Origin of the sequence: Streptomyces sp. NPDC093261 (assembly GCF_044753645.1) — a bacterium.
Lineage (GTDB): Bacteria > Actinomycetota > Actinomycetes > Streptomycetales > Streptomycetaceae > Streptomyces.
In genome coordinates, this window is record NZ_JBIVNO010000014.1 from 79,507 (window position 1) to 98,666 (window position 19,160).

The window sequence follows — 19,160 nt, forward strand, 5'->3', positions numbered from 1 at the left end:
GGACACGGAGGGGGCCCTGTGAGGCTGCACCGGCTCGACATCACCGCCTTCGGCCCCTTCGGCGGCACCCAGCGAGTCGACTTCGACGCGCTGTCCGCCGCCGGGCTGTTCCTGCTCCACGGACCCACGGGCGCGGGCAAGACCTCGGTCCTGGACGCCGTGTGCTACGCGCTGTACGGGGCCGTTCCCGGTGCCCGGCAGAGCGGCCAGGGCCTCACGCTGCGCAGCGACCACGCGGCGCCGGGCACGCGCACCGAGATCCGGCTCGAACTCACCGTCGCCGGACGCCGGCTGGAGATCACCCGGCAGCCGCCGTGGGAGCGCCCCAAGAAGCGCGGCACCGGCACGACGACGGACAAGGCGCAGACCTGGCTGCGCGAGTACGACGCCACCGCCGGCGCCTGGAAGGACCTCAGCCGCTCCCATCAGGAGATCGGCGAGGAGATCACCCGGCTTCTCGGTATGAGCCGTGAGCAGTTCTGCCAGGTCGTGCTGTTGCCGCAGGGCGACTTCGCCCGTTTTCTGCGCGCCGACGCCGAGGCCCGAGGCAAGCTGCTGGGCCGCCTCTTCGACACCCGCCGCTTCGCCGAGGTCGAGAAGCGCCTCGCCGAGCGGCGCCGGGCCACCGAGGCCGAAGTGCGTGAGGGCGACGCGGAGTTGCTCGCCGACGCGCACCGGATGCAACAGGCCGCGGGCGACCCGCTGCCCCTGCCGGACCTGGGGCCGGGCGACCCGGACCTCGTCACCGCCGTCCTGGGCTGGGCCGCCGCTGCCCGGAGCACGGCCCGGGAGCGGCTCACCATCGCGGAGTGCACGCGGACGGCCGCCGAGTCGGCGAGCACCGCCGCCGAACGCGATCTCGACGCCGTACGCGAACGGACCCGGCTCCAGCGCAGATTCGCCGAGGCCCGGGAGCGCGCGGCCCTGCTCGAACAGCGGGCCGACGCCCATCGGGAGGCGCGGGCGCGGATGGAGCGCTCCCGGAAGGCCGAGGCCGTGGCGCCCGCCCTCGACCTGCGGGAGTCCGCCGAGAGCGAGCACCGCAGGGCCGCCGCCGAGGAGGCACGCACGCGTGCCCTGCTCCCGGAGACGTTCGCGGACGCCGGCGCGGCCGGACTCACCGCCGCCGCACGCCGTGCCGCCGAGGAACTCGGCGGACTGGAGTCGGCCCGTCGTGCCGAGCGGCGGCTGGCTGCCCTCACCGCGGAACGGGCGGATCTGGACCGCGAGGAGCGCGCCGACGAGGCGGTCCTCCAGGATGCCGAGAACTGGCTCGCCGAGTGGGAGCAGACCCGCACGGGGCTCCAGGCCCGAATCGACTCCGCCCAGGAGGACGCCGCCCGGGCGGAGCAGCTCGCGGTGCAGCGCGAGCCCGCGCGCAAGCGGCTCGAGGCGGCCCGCGAGCGGGACCGGCTGACCCAGGACGCCGAGGCCGCACAGACCCGTGTCCTCGCCGCGCGGGAGGCCGCGCTCAAGGCCCATGAGCACTGGCTCGACCTCAAGGAGCAGCGCCTCAAGGGCATCGCCGCCGAACTCGCCGCCGGACTCGTCGACGGAGAACCCTGCGCGGTCTGCGGAGCGACCGACCACCCCGCGCCCGCGCGGAAGGTCGCCGGACATGTCGACCGGGAGGCGGAGGAGCGCGCCCTCGCCGTCTATCGGCACGCGGAGGAGCAGCGCGCCGGGGACGAACGGCGGCTCGGCGCCGTACGCGAGGCGCTGGCCGCCGCCACCGCCGAGGCCGGTGACACACCGACCGCCGAACTCGCCGCCGGGGCACAGGACATGGAGCGGCTCTACGGCATCGCCCGGGACGGCGCCTCCGGGCTGCACGCGGCGCAGGAGGACCTGAGACGGGCCGAACACGAGCGGGAGCAGCGGGCCGCGGCCCGCCAGGAAGCCGCGGTGCGCGGGGCGGCCCGGACCTCCCGCAGGGACACCCTGGAGAGAGAACGGGCCGCACTGGAGGAGGAGTTGGCCCGCGCCCGGGGCGAGGCCCCAAGCGTCGCCGCGCGCTCGGCGCAGCTTGAGCACCGGGCCGCCCTGCTCACGGACGCGGCCGATGCCGCCCGGACCGCCGAGGACGCCGCGCAGCGGCTCAAGGAGGCCGACGCGCGCCTCGCCGACGCGGCCTTCCGCGCCGGGTTCGACACCCCGCAGGCCGCGGCCGCCGCCCTCCTGGACGACACGGCCCATCGCGAGCTTCAGCGACGGCTGGACGCCTGGCAGCAGGAACAGGCCGCCGTGCGCGCGATACTGACCGAGGCCGACACGACGGCCGCCGCGCAGCAGCCGCCCGCCGATCTCGCCGCCGCCGAACGGGCTGCCGGGGCCGCGTCCCGGCGGCTCCAGGAGGCGGTCTCCGCGCTGGACGCGGCAGTGGACCGCTGCGCCGAACTGGACCGGCTGTCGGCACGTGCCACCGCGTCCGTACGGCGTCTCGCGCCGGTGCGTGAGGAGTACGACCGGGTGGCCCGGCTGGCGTCCCTGGCGGCCGGCACCTCCGCCGACAACGAACGCAGGATGCGCCTGGAGTCGTATGTGCTCGCAGCCCGCCTCGAACAGGTGGCGGCCGCCGCGACCGTGCGGCTCCAGCGCATGTCCTCCGGCCGCTACACCCTGGTGCACTCCGACGACCGCTCCGGACGCGGCCGCAGCGGCCTGGGGCTCCATGTCGTCGACGCGTGGACGGGGCGGGAGCGGGACACCGCGACGCTCTCCGGCGGGGAGACGTTCTTCGCGTCCCTGGCGCTCGCCCTGGGCCTCGCGGACGTCGTCACCGACGAGGCCGGCGGGGTCCGTCTCGACACCCTCTTCATCGACGAGGGGTTCGGCAGCCTCGACGACCAGACCCTCGACGAGGTCCTCGACGTGCTGGACTCCCTGCGGGAGCGGGACCGCAGCGTGGGCATCGTCAGCCATGTCGCGGACCTGCGGCGGCGTGTCCACGCGCAGCTGGAGATAGTCAAGGGCAGGACGGGATCGGCCGTACGGCAGCGGGGAGCCGGCTCAGGCGGGTTCGGCGGGAGCCGGTCAGCGGCCGAGGGGGCGCTGGGGGAGGGGTGACGAGTAGACGACACTCGTCGTCACCGAACCCAGCGCGCCGATCCGGCCCGACACCTCCTCCAGATGGCGCATCGAACGCGCCGCGACCTTGATGACGAAGCAGTCGTCCCCGGTGACGTGGTGTGCCTCCAGGATCTCCGGTGTCGTGGCCACGAGATCGTGGAACGGACGGTAGTTGCCGTTCGGGTAGCGCAACCGGACGAACGCCAGGATCGGCAGGCCCAGGCGCTCGTGATCGACGACCGCCGCATAGCCCTTGATGACGCCCGCCTCCTCGAGCCGGCGCACCCGTTCGGTGACCGCGCTCGCGGACATGGAGACGGCACGGGCCAGTTCGGCATAGCTGGCGCGGCCCTCGCGCTGTAGGACGTCGAGAATGCGCCAGTCGGTGGCGTCCGGGGAATACGCGGTCATCACCGAGAGATAGCAGGGGAATCCCCGGCAGATCAAGGGGTGTGCCGTGGATCGTGACTTCAGGCAGACGGTCAACGGCCATAGATTCATCAGGCGTCGAGATCCGCGAGAGAGAGGCCCTTCCATGACCACCGGCCCCGCCGCCGTCAACCCCGTCCTGGGCTTCGCCCCGGCCGACCCGGCCACCGCCGCCGCCCACTTCCGGGCGAGCCTTGCCTTCCACACCGATGTGGCCGACGTCGCCGCCGCGCTGTCGGCGGACGGTGACCCCGGTTTCGTCGTCCTCGACTCGCGCTCGACACAGGCGTGGGACCGGGGGCATGTCCCCGGCGCGGTTCATCTGCCGACCGCGCTCATCCCCGAGCGGGCCGGGGAGCTGCTGGACAGGGCGGTGCCGGTCGTCACGTACTGCTGGGGCCCGAGCTGCAACGGCGCGGCCCGGGCGGCCCTCGCCCTCGCCGAACTGGGCTTCCACGTCAAGGAGATGCTCGGCGGCTTCGAGTACTGGGTGCGCGAGGGCCTTGCCTACGACACCGGGCGGGGACCCGGACCCGCGGCCGCCGCGGACGACTGCGGCTGCTGACCGGGCGGGGGCGCCCCGGGGCATTGCCCGATGCCGTCCCGGATGCCGGATGGCACCCATGCCATGACGTCCCGATCCCGCTCCCGAGTACCTGCGCCGCGGCCCCCTGCCGCCGCGCGGCCGGACAGCCCTCGTCACCGGGGCGAGCCGCCGCGCGGGTATCGGATACGCGGTGGCCGGACGGCCGGCCGCGTACGGCGCGTCACGCGCTCCCCGGCGACGGCGCTCGCGGAGCACGCCGTCACCGTCAACACGGCCAACCCGGTCCCGTGGACACGGGTTAGCTGACCGGCGCCGGGTACGACGAGGTCGCCGCGAGGTTCCCGGCCGGCCGCTGGGCACGCCCGACGACCCCGCCCGCCTCGTCGCCTGGCTCGCCACGGACGAGGCGGGCCGGATCACGGGTCAGGTCATCGATTCCGAGGGCGGCTTCCGGCGCTGACCGCCGGGCCCCCGCCGGTGGCGTGGGCCCGGCCGCCGCGTGGGGGCGATCAGAGCCGGGACAGCTCGTCCACCAGGTCGTCCAGGCCCAGGGAGCCCTGCGAGAGCGCCGCCATGTGCCAGGCCTTCGCGTCGAACGCCTCACCGTGGCGCTTCCTGGCGTTCTCGCGGCCCAGCAGCCAGGCGCGCTCGCCGAGCTTGTAGCCGATCGCCTGGCCGGGCATGCACAGGTAGCGGATCAGCTCGCTCTCGACGAAGTCGGCCGGGCGGCTGCAGTGCGCGCCGAAGAACTCCTGCGCCAGCTCCGGCGTCCAGCGCTCGCCCGGGTGGAACGGCGAATCCGCCGGGATCTCCAGCTCCAGATGCATGCCGATGTCGATGATCACGCGGACCGCCCGCATCATCTGCGCGTCCAGATAACCGAGCCGCTGCTCCGGATCGGTGAGGAAGCCCAGCTCGTCCATGAGCCGCTCCGCGTACAGGGCCCAGCCCTCGATATTGGCGCTGACACCGCCCACCGTCGCCTGGTAGCGCGAGAGGTTCTCCGCCACATGCACCCACTGGGCGAGCTGGAGGTGGTGGCCCGGCACGCCCTCGTGGTACCAGGTCGACACCAGGTCGTACACCGGGAACCGGCTCTGCCCCATCGTGGGCAGCCAGGTCCGGCCCGGGCGGGAGAAGTCGGCGGACGGCGACGTGTAGTACGGCGCCGCGGCGCTGCCGGGCGGCGCGATGCGCGACTCCACCTGCCGCACCCGCTCGGCGAGTTCGAAGTGCGTGCCGTCGAGCGCCTCGATCGCCTCGTCCATCAGACCCTGGAGCCAGGCGCGGGTCTCGTCGACGCCCTCGATGTGGGCACCGTGCACATCGAGGTGCGCGAGCGCCACCCAGGGCGTCTCGGCGCCGGGCAGCACCTTCTCGGCCTCCTTCCTCATCTCGCCGAGGAGGCGGTGGTACTCGGACCAGCCGTACGCGTACGCCTCGTCGAGGTCCAGGTCCGTGCCGTTGAAGTAACGGGCCCAGCGGGCGTAGCGCTCGCGGCCGACCGTGTCCGGCGCGCCCTCGATCGCCGGCGCGTACACCTCGCGTACCCAGTCCCGCAGCTCGACGACGGCCGCGGTCGCCGCACGCGCGGCCTCGTCCAGCTCCGTGCGCAGCGGCGCCGGCCCCTGGGAGGCGAAGTCCTCGAACCAGCCGCGGCCCTCGCCGTCCAGGTCCGACCACTCGGTGAGCTGCTCGACGAAGGTCGCCGTCGCGCGCGGGCCCGCGTACAGCTTGCGCTCCAGTCCGAGGGCGAGGGACTCGCGGTAGCCGCGCAGGGCGGCCGGCACGGCGCGCAGCCGCTCGGTCACCGCGGCCCAGTCCTCGTCGGTCGCGGTGGGAGTGATCGTGAAGACGTCACGCACGGAGTGCACCGGGGTGTGCATATTGCCCACCGTCCTGAGGCCCTCGTCCGCCTCGTGCACGGCGAGTTCGGCGGTCAGCCGCTCGCGCAGCAGCCGCGCACACCGGCGCTCGATGTCACTGTCCGCGCCGGGTAGGCGCTCCGCCTCGTCCAGCCGCGCGAGGGTCGCCCGCGCCAGCTCGGCGAGCGCCTCCTGGCCCGCGGGCGAGGTGTCGGGCAGCTTGCTCGCGCTTTCCTTCACACCGAGGTACGTGCCGGTGACCGGGTCGAGGGTGACGAGGTCGTCGACATAGGCGTCGGCGACCTCCCGGGGCAGAAGTCTCCTGGTGGTGTCTGACATGCGGACCATCCTCATACGGTGACGCGGTCCGCGTCACGGGGTTTCCGCGCTCGGCTTATCCCTGCTCAGCGGGTTTCGGCGCGGCATGGCCGGGTGGCAGCAGCGGGCCACAGTCCCACTGCTGGAAGATCAGCCGGGTCTCCACCCGCGCCACTTCGCGCCGGGCCGTGAACTCGTCGAGGACAAGCCGCTGAAGATCCGCCATGTCCGCCACCGCGACATGGACGAGATAGTCGTCGGGTCCGGTGAGATGGAACACCGTGCGGGACTCCGGCAACGCCCGGATCCGCTCCACGAAAGGCCCCACCAGTTCCCGTCGGTGCGGCCTGACCTGCACCGACAGCAGCGCCTCGAGTCCGCGTCCGAGCCGCGCCGGATCCAGTCGCAGCTGATGGCCGAGAATCACTCCCGAGCGGCGGAGCCGGGTGACCCGGTCGAGACAGGTCGAGGGGGCCACCCCCACCTGGGCGGCCAGATCGCGGTAGGTCGTCCGGGCGTCGTTCTGCAACAGACGCAGAAGGTGGAGATCCACCGGGTCCAGTACGACAGATTCAGCCATGCGCCGAACGTAACACGGGTGTCCCCGCCACGACCCCGTGCGGTGTTCACGCTGCGGGCCATGGATTCCCGTACTCAGGACAGGCGCAACGGATTCCCCGTCGGCGAGCCGCCGGGCCTTAGGGCACTGGCCACCGAGGCCGTGCACGCCGGACGCGAGGACCTCGTCGCCCTGGGGCTGCACGCGCCGCCCCTCGACCTCTCCACCACCTACCCGTGCCGCGACAGCCGTGGCGAGGCGGCCCGGATCGACGCCTTCGCGGCCGACGGCGCGGAACTGACCGGCCCGCCCGTCTACGCGCGGCTCGGCAACCAGACGGTCGCGCGCTTCGAGACCGCGCTCGCCCGGCTCGAGGGCACCGAGAGCGCGGTCGCGTTCGCCAGCGGGATGGCCGCGCTCAGCGCCGTCCTGCTGGCACGGAACGCGCTCGGGCTGCGGCACGTGGTGGCCGTACGACCGCTGTACGGCTGCAGCGACCATCTGCTGAACGCCGGACTGCTGGGCTCGGAGGTGACCTGGACCGACCCGGCGGGCATCGCTGCGGCGCTGCGCCCCGACACCGGTCTCGTCATGGTCGAGTCCCCGGCCAACCCGACGCTCGCGGAGGTCGACCTGCGCGCGGTCGCCCACGCCTGCGGTTCGGTGCCGCTGCTGGTGGACAACACCTTCGCGACGCCCGTACTCCAGCGCCCAGCCGGGCACGGCGCCCGGCTGGTGCTGCACAGTGCCACCAAGTATCTGGGCGGGCACGGCGATGTGATGGGCGGTGTGGTGGCGTGCGACGAGGAGCTGGCGCGCCGGCTGCGCCAGGTGCGCTTCGCGACGGGCGCGGTCCTGCATCCGCTGGCCGGCTATCTGCTGCTGCGCGGTCTGTCGACGCTGCCGGTACGGGTCCGGGCCGCGTCCGCCACCGCCGCCGAACTCGCCGGCAGGCTCGCCGCCGATCCGCGTGTCGCCCGTGTGCACTACCCGCGCATCGGTGGCGCGATGGTCGCCTTCGAGGTGCACGGTGATCCGCACGCGGTGATCGCCGGGGTCCGGCTGATCACGCCCGCGGTGAGCCTCGGCAGCGTGGACACCCTCATCCAGCACCCGGCGTCCATCAGCCACCGCATCGTCGACGAGACCGACCGCCACGACGCCGGGGTCGGCGACCGGCTGCTGCGGTTGTCGGTGGGCCTGGAGGACGTCGAGGACCTGTGGGCCGATCTCGACGGGGCCCTCGACGCCGGGCGGACCGACGGCGGGCGGCGGACGGAAGAGGTCGCGGGGCGGTAGCAGGGCTCGGACTTCGTCCGAGGTGCCCGGGAACGCGGAACGGCCCGGCGGTGGACGCCGGGCCGTTCCGTATGCCTTCAGTCCTGGGCGCCCTTCGCGCCATGCTGCTCGTAGGCGTGGCCGTAGGGCGGCCTCGAGGCCACCGGGGTGGCGTCCAGGCGGGCCGTGATGACGAGGATGCCCTCCTCGATCTGGTAGTCGAGGGGCAGCCCGAGGCCGCGCATCGCGGTGACCATGCCCGTGTTCGACGCCTGCGTGACCGCGTAGACGCTCTCGCAGCCCGCCTCGACCGCCACCGTCACCAGACGTCCGAGGAGTTCGCTGCCGACGCCGCGCCGCTGCCACTCGTCCTCGACGAGCAGGGCCACCTCCGTCTCGTCGCCGTCCCACAGCAGATGCCCGAGGCCGACGATGCGCCCCGACGGGGTCTGCACCGCGAGGGTGCGGCCGAAGCGCGGGCTGAGCAGGTGGTTGAGGTAGCGGTCCGCGTCAACGACGGGTCCGTGGTACCGCATGCTCAGGGTGCGCGGCGAGCACCGGTCGTGCATCTCCTTCGCCGCCTCCAGGTCCGAGGTGTCGGCTCGCCGCACGGTGATCGGGGTGCCCTTCGGCAAGGTCAGTACGTCCTGGCTGCGGGGGATGCGCGGGCCGAGCCGGGCGTCCAGCTCGACCAGCGCCCGCGCCCGGGCGAACTCCGTCGGCGTGAAGGGCAGATACGGCCGCTCCACCGTGATCACCCCGCCCTCCGGCGCCCGCAGCCGCATCACCGTGTCCTCCAGGGCCCCCTCGACGGGAGCGTCCTCCTCCGGGCGTCCTGAGCCGGGGGAGATGGCGGGCAGGGAGCGGATGGTGCACCGGCCGAGCAACTGACGGAGCGCGAGCGGGAGTTCCGCCGCGTCCAGTGCGGTGCGCGTGGCCAGGCCCAGTACCCGGGTGGGGGCGTCCACGAGGTCGTGCGCGTCGGCCCGCTCGACCCAGGTCTCGGTGCCCCCGGAGAGCGACACGGCCCGCGTGATCTCGCCGGGGTCCACCTCGGCCGGGGCCCGCACCAGGAACTCGTCGACCGTGCCCTGGGCCAGCGGATGCGTCTGCAGGCTCAGGATGTCGATCCGCTGCCCGGCCAGCGCCGTGCACAGCGCGGCCAGGGTGCCCGGCTCGTCCTTCACCGTGGTCCGCATCCGCCACAGCGCGGTTGCCCCGGTGGCCGCGTCACGCCCGGGCGGCCCGGCCTGCTCCCCTTCGGTGAGCGGCCGGGCGTCGGTATCACTCGTCGGGGGCGCGTGACCGTGGCGGCGTGTCCACCAGGCGTGGAAGCCGGCCGTCGCGACCAGCGCCGCGGCCGAGAGTCCCAGCAGGGCGGGGCCGTCGGGGCCGTGCCCGACCAGATTGGCGGTCACGTCCGCCACCGCGACCGCTGTGAACAGGGCCGCCAGCTCGATCAGGTCCCGTCGCCAGTGGTGGACCGGGCGCCCGTGCTTCGCGCGCGTCACATCAGACATGTCAGGAGTCATGCCACCACTGTGAAGGAAGGGTGTTGCGTGATCACAAACGCTTTGTGTCTGATGGGTAAAGTGTGCTTCTGTCCTTTTTATTGTTTTTGATGAAGCCCTTACCCGCGGGCCGATCATCACCGCCGCCGCGCATCGGGGGATGACTCCGGTGCGCGGCGGCGGTGATCGAGGGTACGCGAGCCGGCGGCCGGTCGCGGGCCGGGTGACGCCGCCGCGCGACCCTCAACCGGTCCGTGGGACAGGAGAGTCCGGCGGGATACGGGAGAGCGCCGGCTACTGCCCGACCCGGCCCGGCTGGAGCACCTGAGTGAACAGCACGGTACCGTCCAGCTCCCGCAGCCGGACCGTCAGCTCCCCGCTGTCGCCGTCGATGTCGACCTCGCCGAAGAACTGGTAGCCGCTCGCCGGGGAGACGTTCGAGTCGGTCGGCGCCTTCACGAAAACCCGGTCCGGGCCGAACGTGTTGTCGAGTGCGTTCGCCGGGAACGCACCGGCGTTGAGCGGTCCGGAGACGAACTCCCAGAACGGCTCGAAGTCGGTGAACGCGGCCCGCGAGGGGTGGTAGTGCTGCGCCGAGGTGTGGTGGACGTCGGCCGTCAGCCACAGCGTGCCCGTGATCCTCCGGTGCTTGATGAACCGCAGCAGTTCGGCGATCTGCAGTTCCCGCCCGAGCGGCGCGCCCGGGTCGCCCTGCGCGACCGCCTCGATGTCGGGCAGGTTCTCCATCGCGTCCGGGACCACCAGGCCGAGCGGCATGTCCGCGGCGATGACCTTCCAGACCGCGCGCGAGCGGGCCAGCTCCCGCTTGAGCCACTCCACCTGCTCGGCGCCGAGGATGCCCTGCGGGTCCACGGTCTGGTCGTCGGTGGAGTTGGCGTTGCGGTAGGTGCGCATGTCGAGCACGAAGACGTCCAGCAGCGGACCGTGGCGCATGACCCGGTACACCCGGCCGTTCCGGTCGCCCGGCTCAAGCGTCGAGATCGGGAAGTACTCGCTGAACGCGCGACGGGCGCGGGCGGCGAGTACGTCGATGCTCTTCTCGGTGTAGCGGGTGTCGGAGGAGGCGATCACCTCGCCGGGGTACCAGTTGTTGCGGACCTCGTGATCGTCCCACTGGATGATCGACGGGACCTGGGCGTTGAACCGCCTGAGGTTCTCGTCCAGCAGGTTGTAGCGGAAGTTGCCGCGGTACTCGGCCGGCGTCTCGGCCACCTTGCACTTCTCCTCGGTGGTGATGTTGCGCCAGGTGCTGCCGTCGGGCAGGGCCTGGGTCGCCGCGATCGGCCCGTCGGCGTAGACGTTGTCGCCGCTGCACAGGAAGAAGTCCGGGTCGAGCTTCGCCATCGCGTCGTAGATCCGGTAACCGCCGTGGTCCGGGTTGATGCCCCAGCCCTGGCCCGCCAGGTCGCCCGACCACAGGAAGCGAACCCCACGGCGCCGTCCGAGCGGGATCGTGCGGAAGGTGCCCGTCACGGGCTCGCCGGTGCGCCGCGGGTCGTGCGGGTCGGCCAGCAGCACGCGGTAGTGGATCTGCTCGCCCGCCGGCAGCCCGTGCAGCCGTGTGGTACCGGTGAAGTCGGTGCCGGCGCCGAGCAGCGGGCCCTGCCATCTGCGCGGATCGCGGAACGACTCCGTCGCCGACGTCTCGACGATCATGCGGGCGGGGCGGTCGGAGCGCACCCAGACGAGACCGGAGTGGGCGGTCACGTCACCGGCCTGGACACCCCATCCCGCAGTGGGACGCCCCGACCGGGCGAACGCGGGCGCCGCGCCGAGCGCGGTGGGCAGGGTGAGGGCCGCCGACGCGGCGAGGGAGCCGCGCAGGACGCTGCGGCGGCCGGGGAGGGGACGGTGTGACATGAAGACGCCTCCGGTGGACGGTTCCTGCCAATGGGCACTGCCACAACTACTGGTGCGCCGCAGCGCACACGGAAACCACGAGTGAACAACGGACCGTGGTGGCGCGGGAACCGCGGACCGCCTCTCGTGCCCCCGTCGCAAGGGCCCTCGTCCGCCCGACCCACCGGATCCGGTGGACGTGCGGATACGTGTGTCCGGGCACCAGCCGTACGCCGTCGGCGGCCACCGTCCCGTGTGCGCCCGGCGAACGCGCCGTCACTCGGGCACGGTCAGCGGCTGCCGTCCAGGATGACCCGGGCGACCAGTGCCGGATCGTCGCTCATCGGCACATGTCCGCAGCCGGGCAGCCGCACCAGGCGGGCCTTGGGGATGATCCGCTTGGCGCGGATGCCCTGACGGCGCATCAGAATCCGGTCATGGGTGCCCCACGCCACGGTGACGGGCAGTCCGGGCAGGTCCTCCTCGAACCGGACCGAGGTGCCCGCCCGGAGGGTCGCGGCGAACCCCTCGGCGCGGGCCAGCGCGAGTGTCTCGGCGACGACGGCCTCCGGTGAACGGCGGCCGGGGCGGGCGTAGATGGTGCTCGTCAGCACCGTGCGCCCGGCGGCCGTACGCGACAGCCGCTCCACCACCGGCAGCGGCATGTTCCGCGCGGCCTGGCGCATCGCCAGCAGTACCGTGAACGCGTACCGCCGCTCGGCCTGGCTCCAGAACCCCGCCGGCGAGAACGCGGTGACGGACCGTACGAGCTTCTCGCGGCCCAGTGCCAGGGCCAGCAGACCGCCCAGGGAGTTGCCCGCCACATGCGGACGGCCGAGGTCCAGCGCTGTGCACAGCGCGCCGAGCGCGGGCACCACCGTCGGCAGGTCGTAGGCGAGTCCGTCCGGCAGCGCCGGAGACGCTCCGAAGCCGGGGAGGTCCACCGTGACCACGTCGCGCTCGGTGGCCAGGATGTCCACGACCGGGTCCCAGGCCTGCCGGTGATGACCGATGCCGTGCAGCAGGAGGAGCGGTTCGCCGGCGCCCACGCGCGCGTAGGAGACGGTGACGGTCCGCGGGCCGTGCGTGGAGGGGACGCTGAAGGAGACCGTGGCGGCCATGCTGCTGCTCCTCGTCTGGGGACACGCTGATGATCGCTGTTCGTAGACAGCTTGTCAGCAAGTGCTACCGGTCGGTAGCCCCCGGTGGGAAACGGTCGGCACCCGTCGAGGACGCAACGCCGCCTTACATGAACGTTCGTGGACGCAGGGGGCGCCCTCGTGTCATCCGTGTCGCGCACCACGAACGCCGTGTGAACGCCCCGCGGCATGGCATCCCCGCAACCCGTAAGGGATCGAGGATTGGTCTTGACCAAGGGTGGGGGCCGCCCTATGGTCGCAGAGAAGTGCAACAACCTTTAATAAACAAGGGCGCTGAAACGCCGCCGCACCATGGCGATTGCGGAGGACAGGGTGGGGACCACGCAGCTGGAATCGGTGCCGGAACCCAAGTACTGGCATCTCAAGACCGTGCTCACCGAGGCACTCGACTCCGAGTTCTCCGTCGGCGAGATCCTGCCCAACGAACGTGATCTCGCGGCCCGCTTCGGCGTCGCCCGTGCCACCCTCCGGCAGGCACTGGAACAGCTCGAACTGGAGGGCCGGCTCCAGCGCCGCCGCGGAGTCGGTACCACGGTCGCCCCGCCGCGTGTAGGGGTCGCGGTCGGTTCCGAGCGGCACCTGTGGCCGGGTGCCGAGGGGGACGCCTGGCAGCCCGTCGACTGCACGGCCGCCGCACCGCCCGCCGCCGTGGCCGACCTCCTGGAGACCGACCGGGCCGAGCGGGTGCACACGGTGCGCCGCTCCCGGATGACCCATGGCCAGCCCGTCGCCGCCGAACTCCTCTACATCCCCGGCTCCTCGGTGCCCGACCTCTCCGCGATCGACTCACCCTCCGGTGCGGCACGCGCGCGTGCCGTGCTGCGCGAGTTGCAGCATCTGGAGCTGGAGGACCAGGACCAGGCCGTAGAGCTGGGCTCGGCGAGCGCCGAGGACGCCAAGGAGCTGGACCGGCTGCCCGGCGCACCCGTCCTCGTCGTGACCACCCGCTACCACGCCGGGGGCCGGACGGCGGCGGTCTCGCTCGCCACGTATCGCGCCGACACCTGCCGGCTGACCTTCGGCGCCTCGGGCCGCGTCGAGATCCACCACGATCCGGAGCGCCAGGCCTCCTGACCACCCGTGGAGGGCCGCCGGGGCCGACCGTGGCAGACGGGGACGACCGGGCCCGGTGGCCCCTCCGGTTCAGCGCCGTGCCGTGACCGTGCCGTCCACCGCGAACAACTGCTCCTCCACATGGTCGAGGGCCAGCCGCAGCGCCCCCGTCGCCACCGCGGCCTCGCCGAGCCGTGACAGGGTCACCTTCGGCGGGCGCAGGCAGTAGCGGTCCAGCTCGTGACGCAGTGGATCCAGTACGCCGTCCAGGCCCGCCGCCCAGCCGCCGATGACGACCAGTTCGGGATCGAGGGCCAGGGCGAGCGCGGCCACGTCGTGCACCAGCCGCCGGATGAACCGGTCCACGGCCGCGCGGGCCCGCTGGTCGCCCTCGCGGGCAAGAGCGAAGACATCGGCGACCTGTTGTTCGTCCAGCGGTTGCAGCGGTTCGTCCGTGGTCGACAACAGCTTCTCCGGAGCCGCCTCGCGGCCCAGCAGGTGTAGGGCGCCGATCTCCCCGGCCGCCCCGCCGTAGCCACGGTGCAGCCGTCCGCCGATCAGCGCACCGGCGCCGGGACTCAGTCCCGCCAGCACGAAGACGACGTCGTCGGACTCGGTGGCGGCGCCCTTCCAGTGCTCGGCCACGGCCGCCGCGTTGGCGTCGTTCTCGACGAGGACCGGGCACTTGAAGGAGCGGCTGAGCCGTTCGCCCAGCCTGAGGCCGGTCCACTCCGGCAGGGCCGTGCCCAGACGCACGGTGCCGTCCGCCTCCACGATCCCGGGGCTCGCCACGCCCACCGCGCGCAGCGAACCGCGTGACACGCCCGCACGGCGCAGCAGTTCGGCGACCGTGCCCCGCAGCCGGTCCAGCCGTTCGTCCGCCGGCGCCGCCTCGGAGATCTCCTTGGACAGCGAGCCCAGTTCCCGGCCGTCGAGGTCGGCGAGGAGGGCGGTCACCCGGTGGGCGCCGACGTCCAGGCCGAGCAGATGCCCGGCCTCCGCCCGGAACCGGTACCTGCGCGCGGGGCGGCCCTGCCGGCGGGCCGCGCCCTCCTCGGCGGCCTGTTCCACCACGAGCCCGGCCTCGATCAGCCCCTCGACCACGCCCTCGACGGTCGGCCGGGACAGCCCGGTCACCCTGGTGATCTCGGTGAGCGTCGCGCAGTCCGTGGCGCGCAGCGCGTGCAGCACCACCGCGGAGTTGATCCTTCTGAGCAGAGAGGGATCCCCGCCGGTCAGCCGCCCCAACGTCCGTCCTCCCAGCTCGTGCGCGTGTTGGCCGGATCGTACTCGGCACCGCGCTCACCCGCGAGGGCCGGGCGGCCTCCGAGCGGAACGGGCGCGGCCGGCCGGCGCGGCGGATCCTCTCCCCGAGCGGGCCGCCCGGCGGTTCAGGCTCTGACGCCTCGCATGAGGTGGGCGACCAAGCTCACCGCGAACTCCTCGGTGAGGGGCAGGTTGGGCAGGAGCAGCCGGTGGTAGCAGGCGCCCCAGAGCTGATCGACCAGGACCTCGGGGTCGACGTCGGCGCGCAGTTGGCCGCGTGACCGGGCCCGTCGCATCGTCTCCACGGCCAGCTCCCGCCGTGGGCCGGAGTAGCGCTGCAGGAGGGCGGCGGACAGGTCGGGGTCCGTCTGGGCCTGGCCGATGAGTTCGGCGATGACCCGCCCGGCGGGGGTCTGGGTGACGACATGGACGAACGCGCGGAGCTGTGCCGTCAGGTCGGCCTCGATGTCGCCGCTGTCGGGGAAGGTCAGCGCGGACTCGACGGCGTGGAAATAGCCGTCGAGGGCGAGTGCGCCCTTGGACGGCCACCACTTGTAGATGGTCGTCTTGCTGACGCCGGCCTTGTCGGCGACCGCCTCGATGGTGAACGGGCCCATGCCCCCTTCGAGCAGCAGGGCGCCGGCCGCCTCCAGGGCATCCGCGCGCACCTCGGCCGCCGGCCGCCGCCCGCGGCCGCGCCGCACCCGCGAGGTGCCGTCCCGCTCCGGGGTCGCGTCTCGCTCCGGGGTCGCGTCTCGCTCCGGGGTCGCGTCTCGCTCCGATCGCTCCGGCACCCACTGTCCTCTCGCCTCGTGTATGACCGTTTCCCACCCTCACATATGGACGGCGCGTTCACCACATGATTATATGAACGCGTCGTCCATAAAGGGAAGAGAGGCAGCACCATGTCCGACACCACTCGCGTTGCGCTGATCACCGGGGCATCAGGAGGCATCGGACGCGCGGTCGCCCAGCGGCTCGCCGCCGACGGCATGGCGGTCGGCGTCCACTACGCGGGCAACAAGGCCGCCGCCGACGAGACCGTCGCCGCCATCGAGGAGGCACAGGGCCGGGCGATCGCGGTGACCGGGGATGTCGCCGACGACGCCGCCATGGCCAAGGCGTTCGATGCGGTCGAGCGGGCCTTCGGCGGGATCGACGTCGTGGTCCACACCGCGGGCGTGATGCTCCTCGGCCCGGTCGCCGAGTTCGACCTGGACGCGCTCGACCGGATGCACCGCACCAACATCCGCGGCACGTTCGTGGTGGCCCAGCAGGCGGCCCGCCGCGTCCGGAACGGCGGCGCCGTCGTCACCTTCTCCACCTCGGTGACCCGGCTGGCCTTCCCCGGCTACGCCGCCTACGCCGCAAGCAAGGGCGCCGTCGAAGCCATGACCCTGGTGCTGGCGCGCGAGCTGCGCGGCCGTGACATCACCGTGAACGCCGTCGCACCCGGCCCCACGGCCACCCCGCTCTTCCTCGACGGCAAGGACCGGGCATCCATCGACCGGCTCGCCGCGCAGTCCCCGCTGGAGCGTCTGGGCACGCCCGAGGACATCGCCGAGACCGTCGCGTTCCTCGCCGGACCGGGGCGGTGGGTCAACGGCCAGGTGGTCTTCGCCAATGGCGGCATCGCCTGATCGCCGGCACCGAGGAGCGGAAGGGAACACGACGCCACCGGCGTCTGACGCCATGCCACTTGTCAGTGGTGCCCGCTTTACTGGACCCCATGGACATCGCGAGGTACCTCTCCGTCATAGACCTGCTGTGCGCCCGGGAGTTCCCCGCGGCGCACGGCAGGACGGAGCACGGTGAGAGCGGTCCCGGATATCACACGGCGGCCTTACAGACGAGCGGCGCATTCCGGGAGGACGGCGGGAGCGAGCGGGAGGAGACGGGGGCGCAGTACGAGGCCGACCGGGACGGCCTCGGCGAGCGGCTGACCGAGCGGTGGGGGCCGCCCCAGGCCTTCAGCCTCTACAGCGTTCTCGAACGGACCCTGGACGGCGAGGACATCGAGGAGCCCTGGGCCGCCCTCAGCGGGCATGTGCCGGATGTGCAGCTGTGGAAGTCGGCCGAGACGGGCCGGTGGATCGCCCTCGGCGTGTCCCAGTGGGACTCGGAGCTGCCGTTCCAACTCCTCGCGGTCGTCACGGAGACGGATCCCCCGTGACCCTCCCGGCCGGCTGCTCCTCCGCGGCCGTCCGCAACCGCGCGAACTCCTGCGCCATCGTCGCCGCCGTCCAATGCGCGTTCAGACCACTGGGGTTGGGCAGCACCCACACCCGGGTCGAGCCGATCGTCCGCTGCTGTGGACCCACGGCGGCCCTGCGGTCGTCGAAGGCCGTCCGGTACGCGGTCACCCCGACCACCGCCAGCCACCGCGGCCGCAGCCGCTCCACCTTGGCGGTGAGGATCCGCCCGCCCTCCCGGTACTCCCGGGGGCTCAGCTCGTCGGCCCGCGCGGTCGCCCGCGCCACCACATTGGTGATGCCGAGTCCGTATGTGAGCAACTCCCGCTGCTCCGACGGCTTCATCAGCCTCGGTGTGAAGCCGGACAGATGCAGTACCGGCCAGAAGCGGTTGCCGGGGCGGGCGAAGTGATGGCCCGTCGCCGCCGTCATCAGACCTGGATTGATGCCGCAGAAAAGGACCTTGAGGCCGTCCGCGACCACGTCCGGCACCAGACGGTCGCGGGCGGCCTCCAGGTCTGCCGGGGTGAAGCGGGTCAGAGGATCGCCCCCGGGGTGTAGCCGGCGGCCTCGGGCTGCTGCTTCACGATCTCCTCGACGCGGCCCACGACGGCGGTGACCTGGTCGGCCGCGGCGCCCGTGAAGGACAGCTTGTCCGCCATCAGCGCGTCGAGCCGGGCGCGGTCCAGCGGGATGCGCTCATCGGCGGCCAGCCGGTCCAGCAGCTCGTTGCGCTCGGCACCCTGCTCGCGCATGGCGAGCGCACAGGACACCGCGTTCTCCTTGATGGCCTCGTGGGCCACCTCCCGGCCGACGCCCGCGCGCACCGACGCCATCAGCACCTTGGTCGTGGCGAGGAACGGCAGATAGCGGTCCAGCTCGCGCGCGATGACGGCGGGGAAGGCGCCGAACTCGTCGAGCACCGTCAGGAACGTCTCCAGCAGGCCGTCCAGCGCGAAGAACGCGTCCGGCAGCGCGACCCGGCGCACCACCGAGCAGGACACATCGCCCTCGTTCCACTGGTCGCCCGCCAGCTCGCCGGTCATCGAGGCGTAGCCGCGCAGGATCACCATCAGGCCGTTGACGCGCTCGCAGGAGCGGGTGTTCATCTTGTGCGGCATCGCCGACGAGCCGACCTGGCCGGGCTTGAAGCCCTCGGTCACCAGCTCGTGCCCGGCCATCAGCCGGATCGTCTTGGCCAGCGACGACGGCGCCGCGGCAAGCTGCACCAGCGCGGTGACGACCTCGTAGTCGAGCGAGCGCGGGTAGACCTGGCCGACCGAGGTGAAGGCCTGCGAGAAGCCCAGGTGACCGGCGATCCGCCGCTCCAGGTCCGCGAGCTTGGCCGCATCCCCGCCGAGCAGGTCGAGCATGTCCTGCGCCGTGCCGACGGGGCCCTTGATGCCGCGCAGCGGGTAGCGGCCGAGCAGCTCCTCGACCCGGCCGTAGGCCACGAGCAGCTCGTCGGCGGCGGTCGCGAAGCGCTTGCCCAGGGTGGTGGCCTGCGCGGCCACATTGTGGGAGCGGCCGGCCATGACCAGCTCGCCGTACTCGGCCGCGAGCTTGCCGAGGCGTGCCAACACGGCCACCGTGCGGTCGCGCATCAGCTCCAGGGAGAGCCGGATCTGCAGCTGCTCGACGTTCTCCGTCAGATCGCGGGAGGTCATGCCCTTGTGCACGTGCTCGTGTCCGGCGAGGGCGTTGAACTCCTCGATCCGGGCCTTCACATCGTGCCGGGTGATCTTCTCGCGCTCGGCGATCGAGGCGAGGTCGACCTGGTCGAGCACGCGCTCGTAGTCGGCGACCGCCGCGTCCGGCACATCGACCCCGAGATCCTTCTGGGCCCGCAGCACGGCGAGCCAGAGCTGCCGCTCCAGCCTCACCTTCTGCTCGGGGGACCAGAGCGTGGCAAGCTCGGCGGAGGCGTAGCGTCCGGCGAGGACGTTCGGGATTCGGGGCTTTGCGGGCGCAGCAGTCACGTGCACTGAGTTTACTGGCGATTCGTGCAGGCCAGTGCCACCGGGCGGTTCGGTGGAACCTACGAGACCTCCGT

16 protein-coding genes and 1 pseudogene are annotated in these 19,160 nt (G+C 72.8%); 7 read left to right on the forward strand and 10 right to left on the reverse strand.

Annotated elements, in window-relative coordinates:
• Window positions 1-18: 18 nt before the first annotated feature.
• A complete protein-coding gene (locus ACIP94_RS26400; RefSeq protein WP_402430507.1) occupies window positions 19-3,066 on the forward strand; it encodes an AAA family ATPase in 3,048 nt (1,015 codons plus the stop codon).
• Here ACIP94_RS26400 and ACIP94_RS26405 read toward each other — a convergent pair.
• Window positions 3,034-3,480: an Lrp/AsnC family transcriptional regulator gene (locus tag ACIP94_RS26405; RefSeq protein ID WP_402430510.1), complete on the reverse strand. Its 447-nt coding sequence runs from the start codon at window positions 3,478-3,480 to the stop codon at window positions 3,034-3,036. The two genes, ACIP94_RS26400 and ACIP94_RS26405, sit on opposite strands and share 33 nt — an antisense overlap.
• Window positions 3,481-3,604: 124 nt before the next feature.
• Here ACIP94_RS26405 and ACIP94_RS26410 point away from each other — a divergent pair, with 124 nt between their 5' ends.
• Together ACIP94_RS26410 and ACIP94_RS26415 are read left to right on the forward strand one after the other, a co-directional pair.
• Complete coding sequence (locus ACIP94_RS26410) at window positions 3,605-4,063, forward strand: rhodanese-like domain-containing protein (protein WP_402430513.1); 459 nt, start codon at window positions 3,605-3,607, stop codon at window positions 4,061-4,063.
• Window positions 4,064-4,264: 201 nt separating this feature from the next.
• Window positions 4,265-4,505 (forward strand): annotated as a pseudogene (locus ACIP94_RS26415) (SDR family oxidoreductase); the annotation flags it as partial.
• A 49-nt stretch (window positions 4,506-4,554) separates the two neighbouring features.
• Here the strand turns inward: ACIP94_RS26415 and ACIP94_RS26420 are convergent.
• Entirely contained in the window at window positions 4,555-6,249 is a 1,695-nt protein-coding gene (locus ACIP94_RS26420; RefSeq protein ID WP_402430517.1) for a DUF885 domain-containing protein, read from the reverse strand.
• Between the two features lie 55 nt (window positions 6,250-6,304).
• Window positions 6,305-6,808, reverse strand: a complete 504-nt coding sequence (locus tag ACIP94_RS26425; protein WP_402430520.1) for an Lrp/AsnC family transcriptional regulator — start codon at window positions 6,806-6,808, stop codon at window positions 6,305-6,307.
• A gap of 60 nt (window positions 6,809-6,868) precedes the next feature.
• On the opposite strand from ACIP94_RS26425, the gene ACIP94_RS26430 reads away from it, so the two are divergent.
• Window positions 6,869-8,086, forward strand: coding sequence for a trans-sulfuration enzyme family protein (locus ACIP94_RS26430; protein WP_402430522.1), 1,218 nt, complete (start codon window positions 6,869-6,871; stop codon window positions 8,084-8,086).
• Window positions 8,087-8,163: 77 nt separating this feature from the next.
• Here the strand turns inward: ACIP94_RS26430 and ACIP94_RS26435 are convergent, their stop codons facing one another.
• From ACIP94_RS26435 to ACIP94_RS26445, 3 genes are all read right to left on the reverse strand, one after another.
• Window positions 8,164-9,585: a GNAT family N-acetyltransferase gene (locus tag ACIP94_RS26435; protein ID WP_402430525.1), complete on the reverse strand. Its 1,422-nt coding sequence runs from the start codon at window positions 9,583-9,585 to the stop codon at window positions 8,164-8,166.
• 285 nt (window positions 9,586-9,870) lie between these two features.
• Entirely contained in the window at window positions 9,871-11,457 is a 1,587-nt protein-coding gene (locus tag ACIP94_RS26440; RefSeq protein WP_402430528.1) for an alkaline phosphatase D family protein, read from the reverse strand.
• A gap of 269 nt (window positions 11,458-11,726) precedes the next feature.
• On the reverse strand, window positions 11,727-12,557 hold the full coding sequence (locus tag ACIP94_RS26445; protein WP_402430531.1) for an alpha/beta fold hydrolase: 831 nt from the start codon (window positions 12,555-12,557) through the stop codon (window positions 11,727-11,729).
• 351 nt (window positions 12,558-12,908) lie between these two features.
• Between ACIP94_RS26445 and ACIP94_RS26450 the strand changes: the two genes are divergently transcribed.
• Window positions 12,909-13,670 (forward strand): GntR family transcriptional regulator, encoded by a 762-nt coding sequence (locus tag ACIP94_RS26450; protein ID WP_402430534.1) that lies wholly within the window; start codon window positions 12,909-12,911, stop codon window positions 13,668-13,670.
• A 69-nt stretch (window positions 13,671-13,739) separates the two neighbouring features.
• Here the strand turns inward: ACIP94_RS26450 and ACIP94_RS26455 are convergent, their stop codons facing one another.
• Window positions 13,740-14,897, reverse strand: a complete 1,158-nt coding sequence (locus tag ACIP94_RS26455) for an ROK family transcriptional regulator (RefSeq protein ID WP_402430537.1) — start codon at window positions 14,895-14,897, stop codon at window positions 13,740-13,742.
• Window positions 14,898-15,040: 143 nt separating this feature from the next.
• Window positions 15,041-15,709 (reverse strand): TetR/AcrR family transcriptional regulator C-terminal ligand-binding domain-containing protein, encoded by a 669-nt coding sequence (locus ACIP94_RS26460; protein WP_402430539.1) that lies wholly within the window; start codon window positions 15,707-15,709, stop codon window positions 15,041-15,043.
• 111 nt (window positions 15,710-15,820) lie between these two features.
• Between ACIP94_RS26460 and ACIP94_RS26465 the strand changes: the two genes are divergently transcribed.
• Together ACIP94_RS26465 and ACIP94_RS26470 are read left to right on the forward strand one after the other, a co-directional pair.
• Window positions 15,821-16,555 carry an SDR family oxidoreductase gene (locus tag ACIP94_RS26465; protein ID WP_402430542.1) on the forward strand — a complete coding sequence of 245 codons (735 nt, stop codon included), beginning with the start codon at window positions 15,821-15,823 and terminating at the stop codon, window positions 16,553-16,555.
• Window positions 16,556-16,644: 89 nt separating this feature from the next.
• Window positions 16,645-17,088, forward strand: a complete 444-nt coding sequence (locus tag ACIP94_RS26470; protein WP_402430545.1) for a hypothetical protein — start codon at window positions 16,645-16,647, stop codon at window positions 17,086-17,088.
• On the opposite strand, the gene mug is transcribed toward ACIP94_RS26470, so the two are convergent.
• The gene (gene mug / locus ACIP94_RS26475; RefSeq protein ID WP_402430863.1) at window positions 17,066-17,647 is read right to left on the reverse strand and encodes a G/U mismatch-specific DNA glycosylase; all 582 of its coding nucleotides are present in this window, start codon (window positions 17,645-17,647) and stop codon (window positions 17,066-17,068) included. The two genes, ACIP94_RS26470 and mug, sit on opposite strands and share 23 nt — an antisense overlap.
• Entirely contained in the window at window positions 17,644-19,086 is a 1,443-nt protein-coding gene (gene purB, locus ACIP94_RS26480; RefSeq protein ID WP_402430548.1) for an adenylosuccinate lyase, read from the reverse strand. Before purB ends, mug begins: the two co-directional genes overlap by 4 nt.
• Window positions 19,087-19,160: the final 74 nt, after the last annotated feature.

Bases quoted from the DNA above. Each gene is read 5' to 3' on its own strand.
- ACIP94_RS26405 (WP_402430510.1), bottom strand. From the start codon at position 3,480: ATGACCGCGTATTCCCCGGACGCCACCGACTGGCGCATTCTCGACGTC.
- ACIP94_RS26410 (WP_402430513.1), top strand. From the start codon at position 3,605: ATGACCACCGGCCCCGCCGCCGTCAACCCCGTCCTGGGCTTCGCCCCG.
- ACIP94_RS26420 (WP_402430517.1), bottom strand. From the start codon at position 6,249: ATGTCAGACACCACCAGGAGACTTCTGCCCCGGGAGGTCGCCGACGCC.
- ACIP94_RS26425 (WP_402430520.1), bottom strand. From the start codon at position 6,808: ATGGCTGAATCTGTCGTACTGGACCCGGTGGATCTCCACCTTCTGCGT.
- ACIP94_RS26430 (WP_402430522.1), top strand. From the start codon at position 6,869: ATGGATTCCCGTACTCAGGACAGGCGCAACGGATTCCCCGTCGGCGAG.
- ACIP94_RS26435 (WP_402430525.1), bottom strand. From the start codon at position 9,585: ATGTCTGATGTGACGCGCGCGAAGCACGGGCGCCCGGTCCACCACTGG.
- ACIP94_RS26440 (WP_402430528.1), bottom strand. From the start codon at position 11,457: ATGTCACACCGTCCCCTCCCCGGCCGCCGCAGCGTCCTGCGCGGCTCC.
- ACIP94_RS26445 (WP_402430531.1), bottom strand. From the start codon at position 12,557: ATGGCCGCCACGGTCTCCTTCAGCGTCCCCTCCACGCACGGCCCGCGG.
- ACIP94_RS26465 (WP_402430542.1), top strand. From the start codon at position 15,821: ATGTCCGACACCACTCGCGTTGCGCTGATCACCGGGGCATCAGGAGGC.
- ACIP94_RS26470 (WP_402430545.1), top strand. From the start codon at position 16,645: ATGGACATCGCGAGGTACCTCTCCGTCATAGACCTGCTGTGCGCCCGG.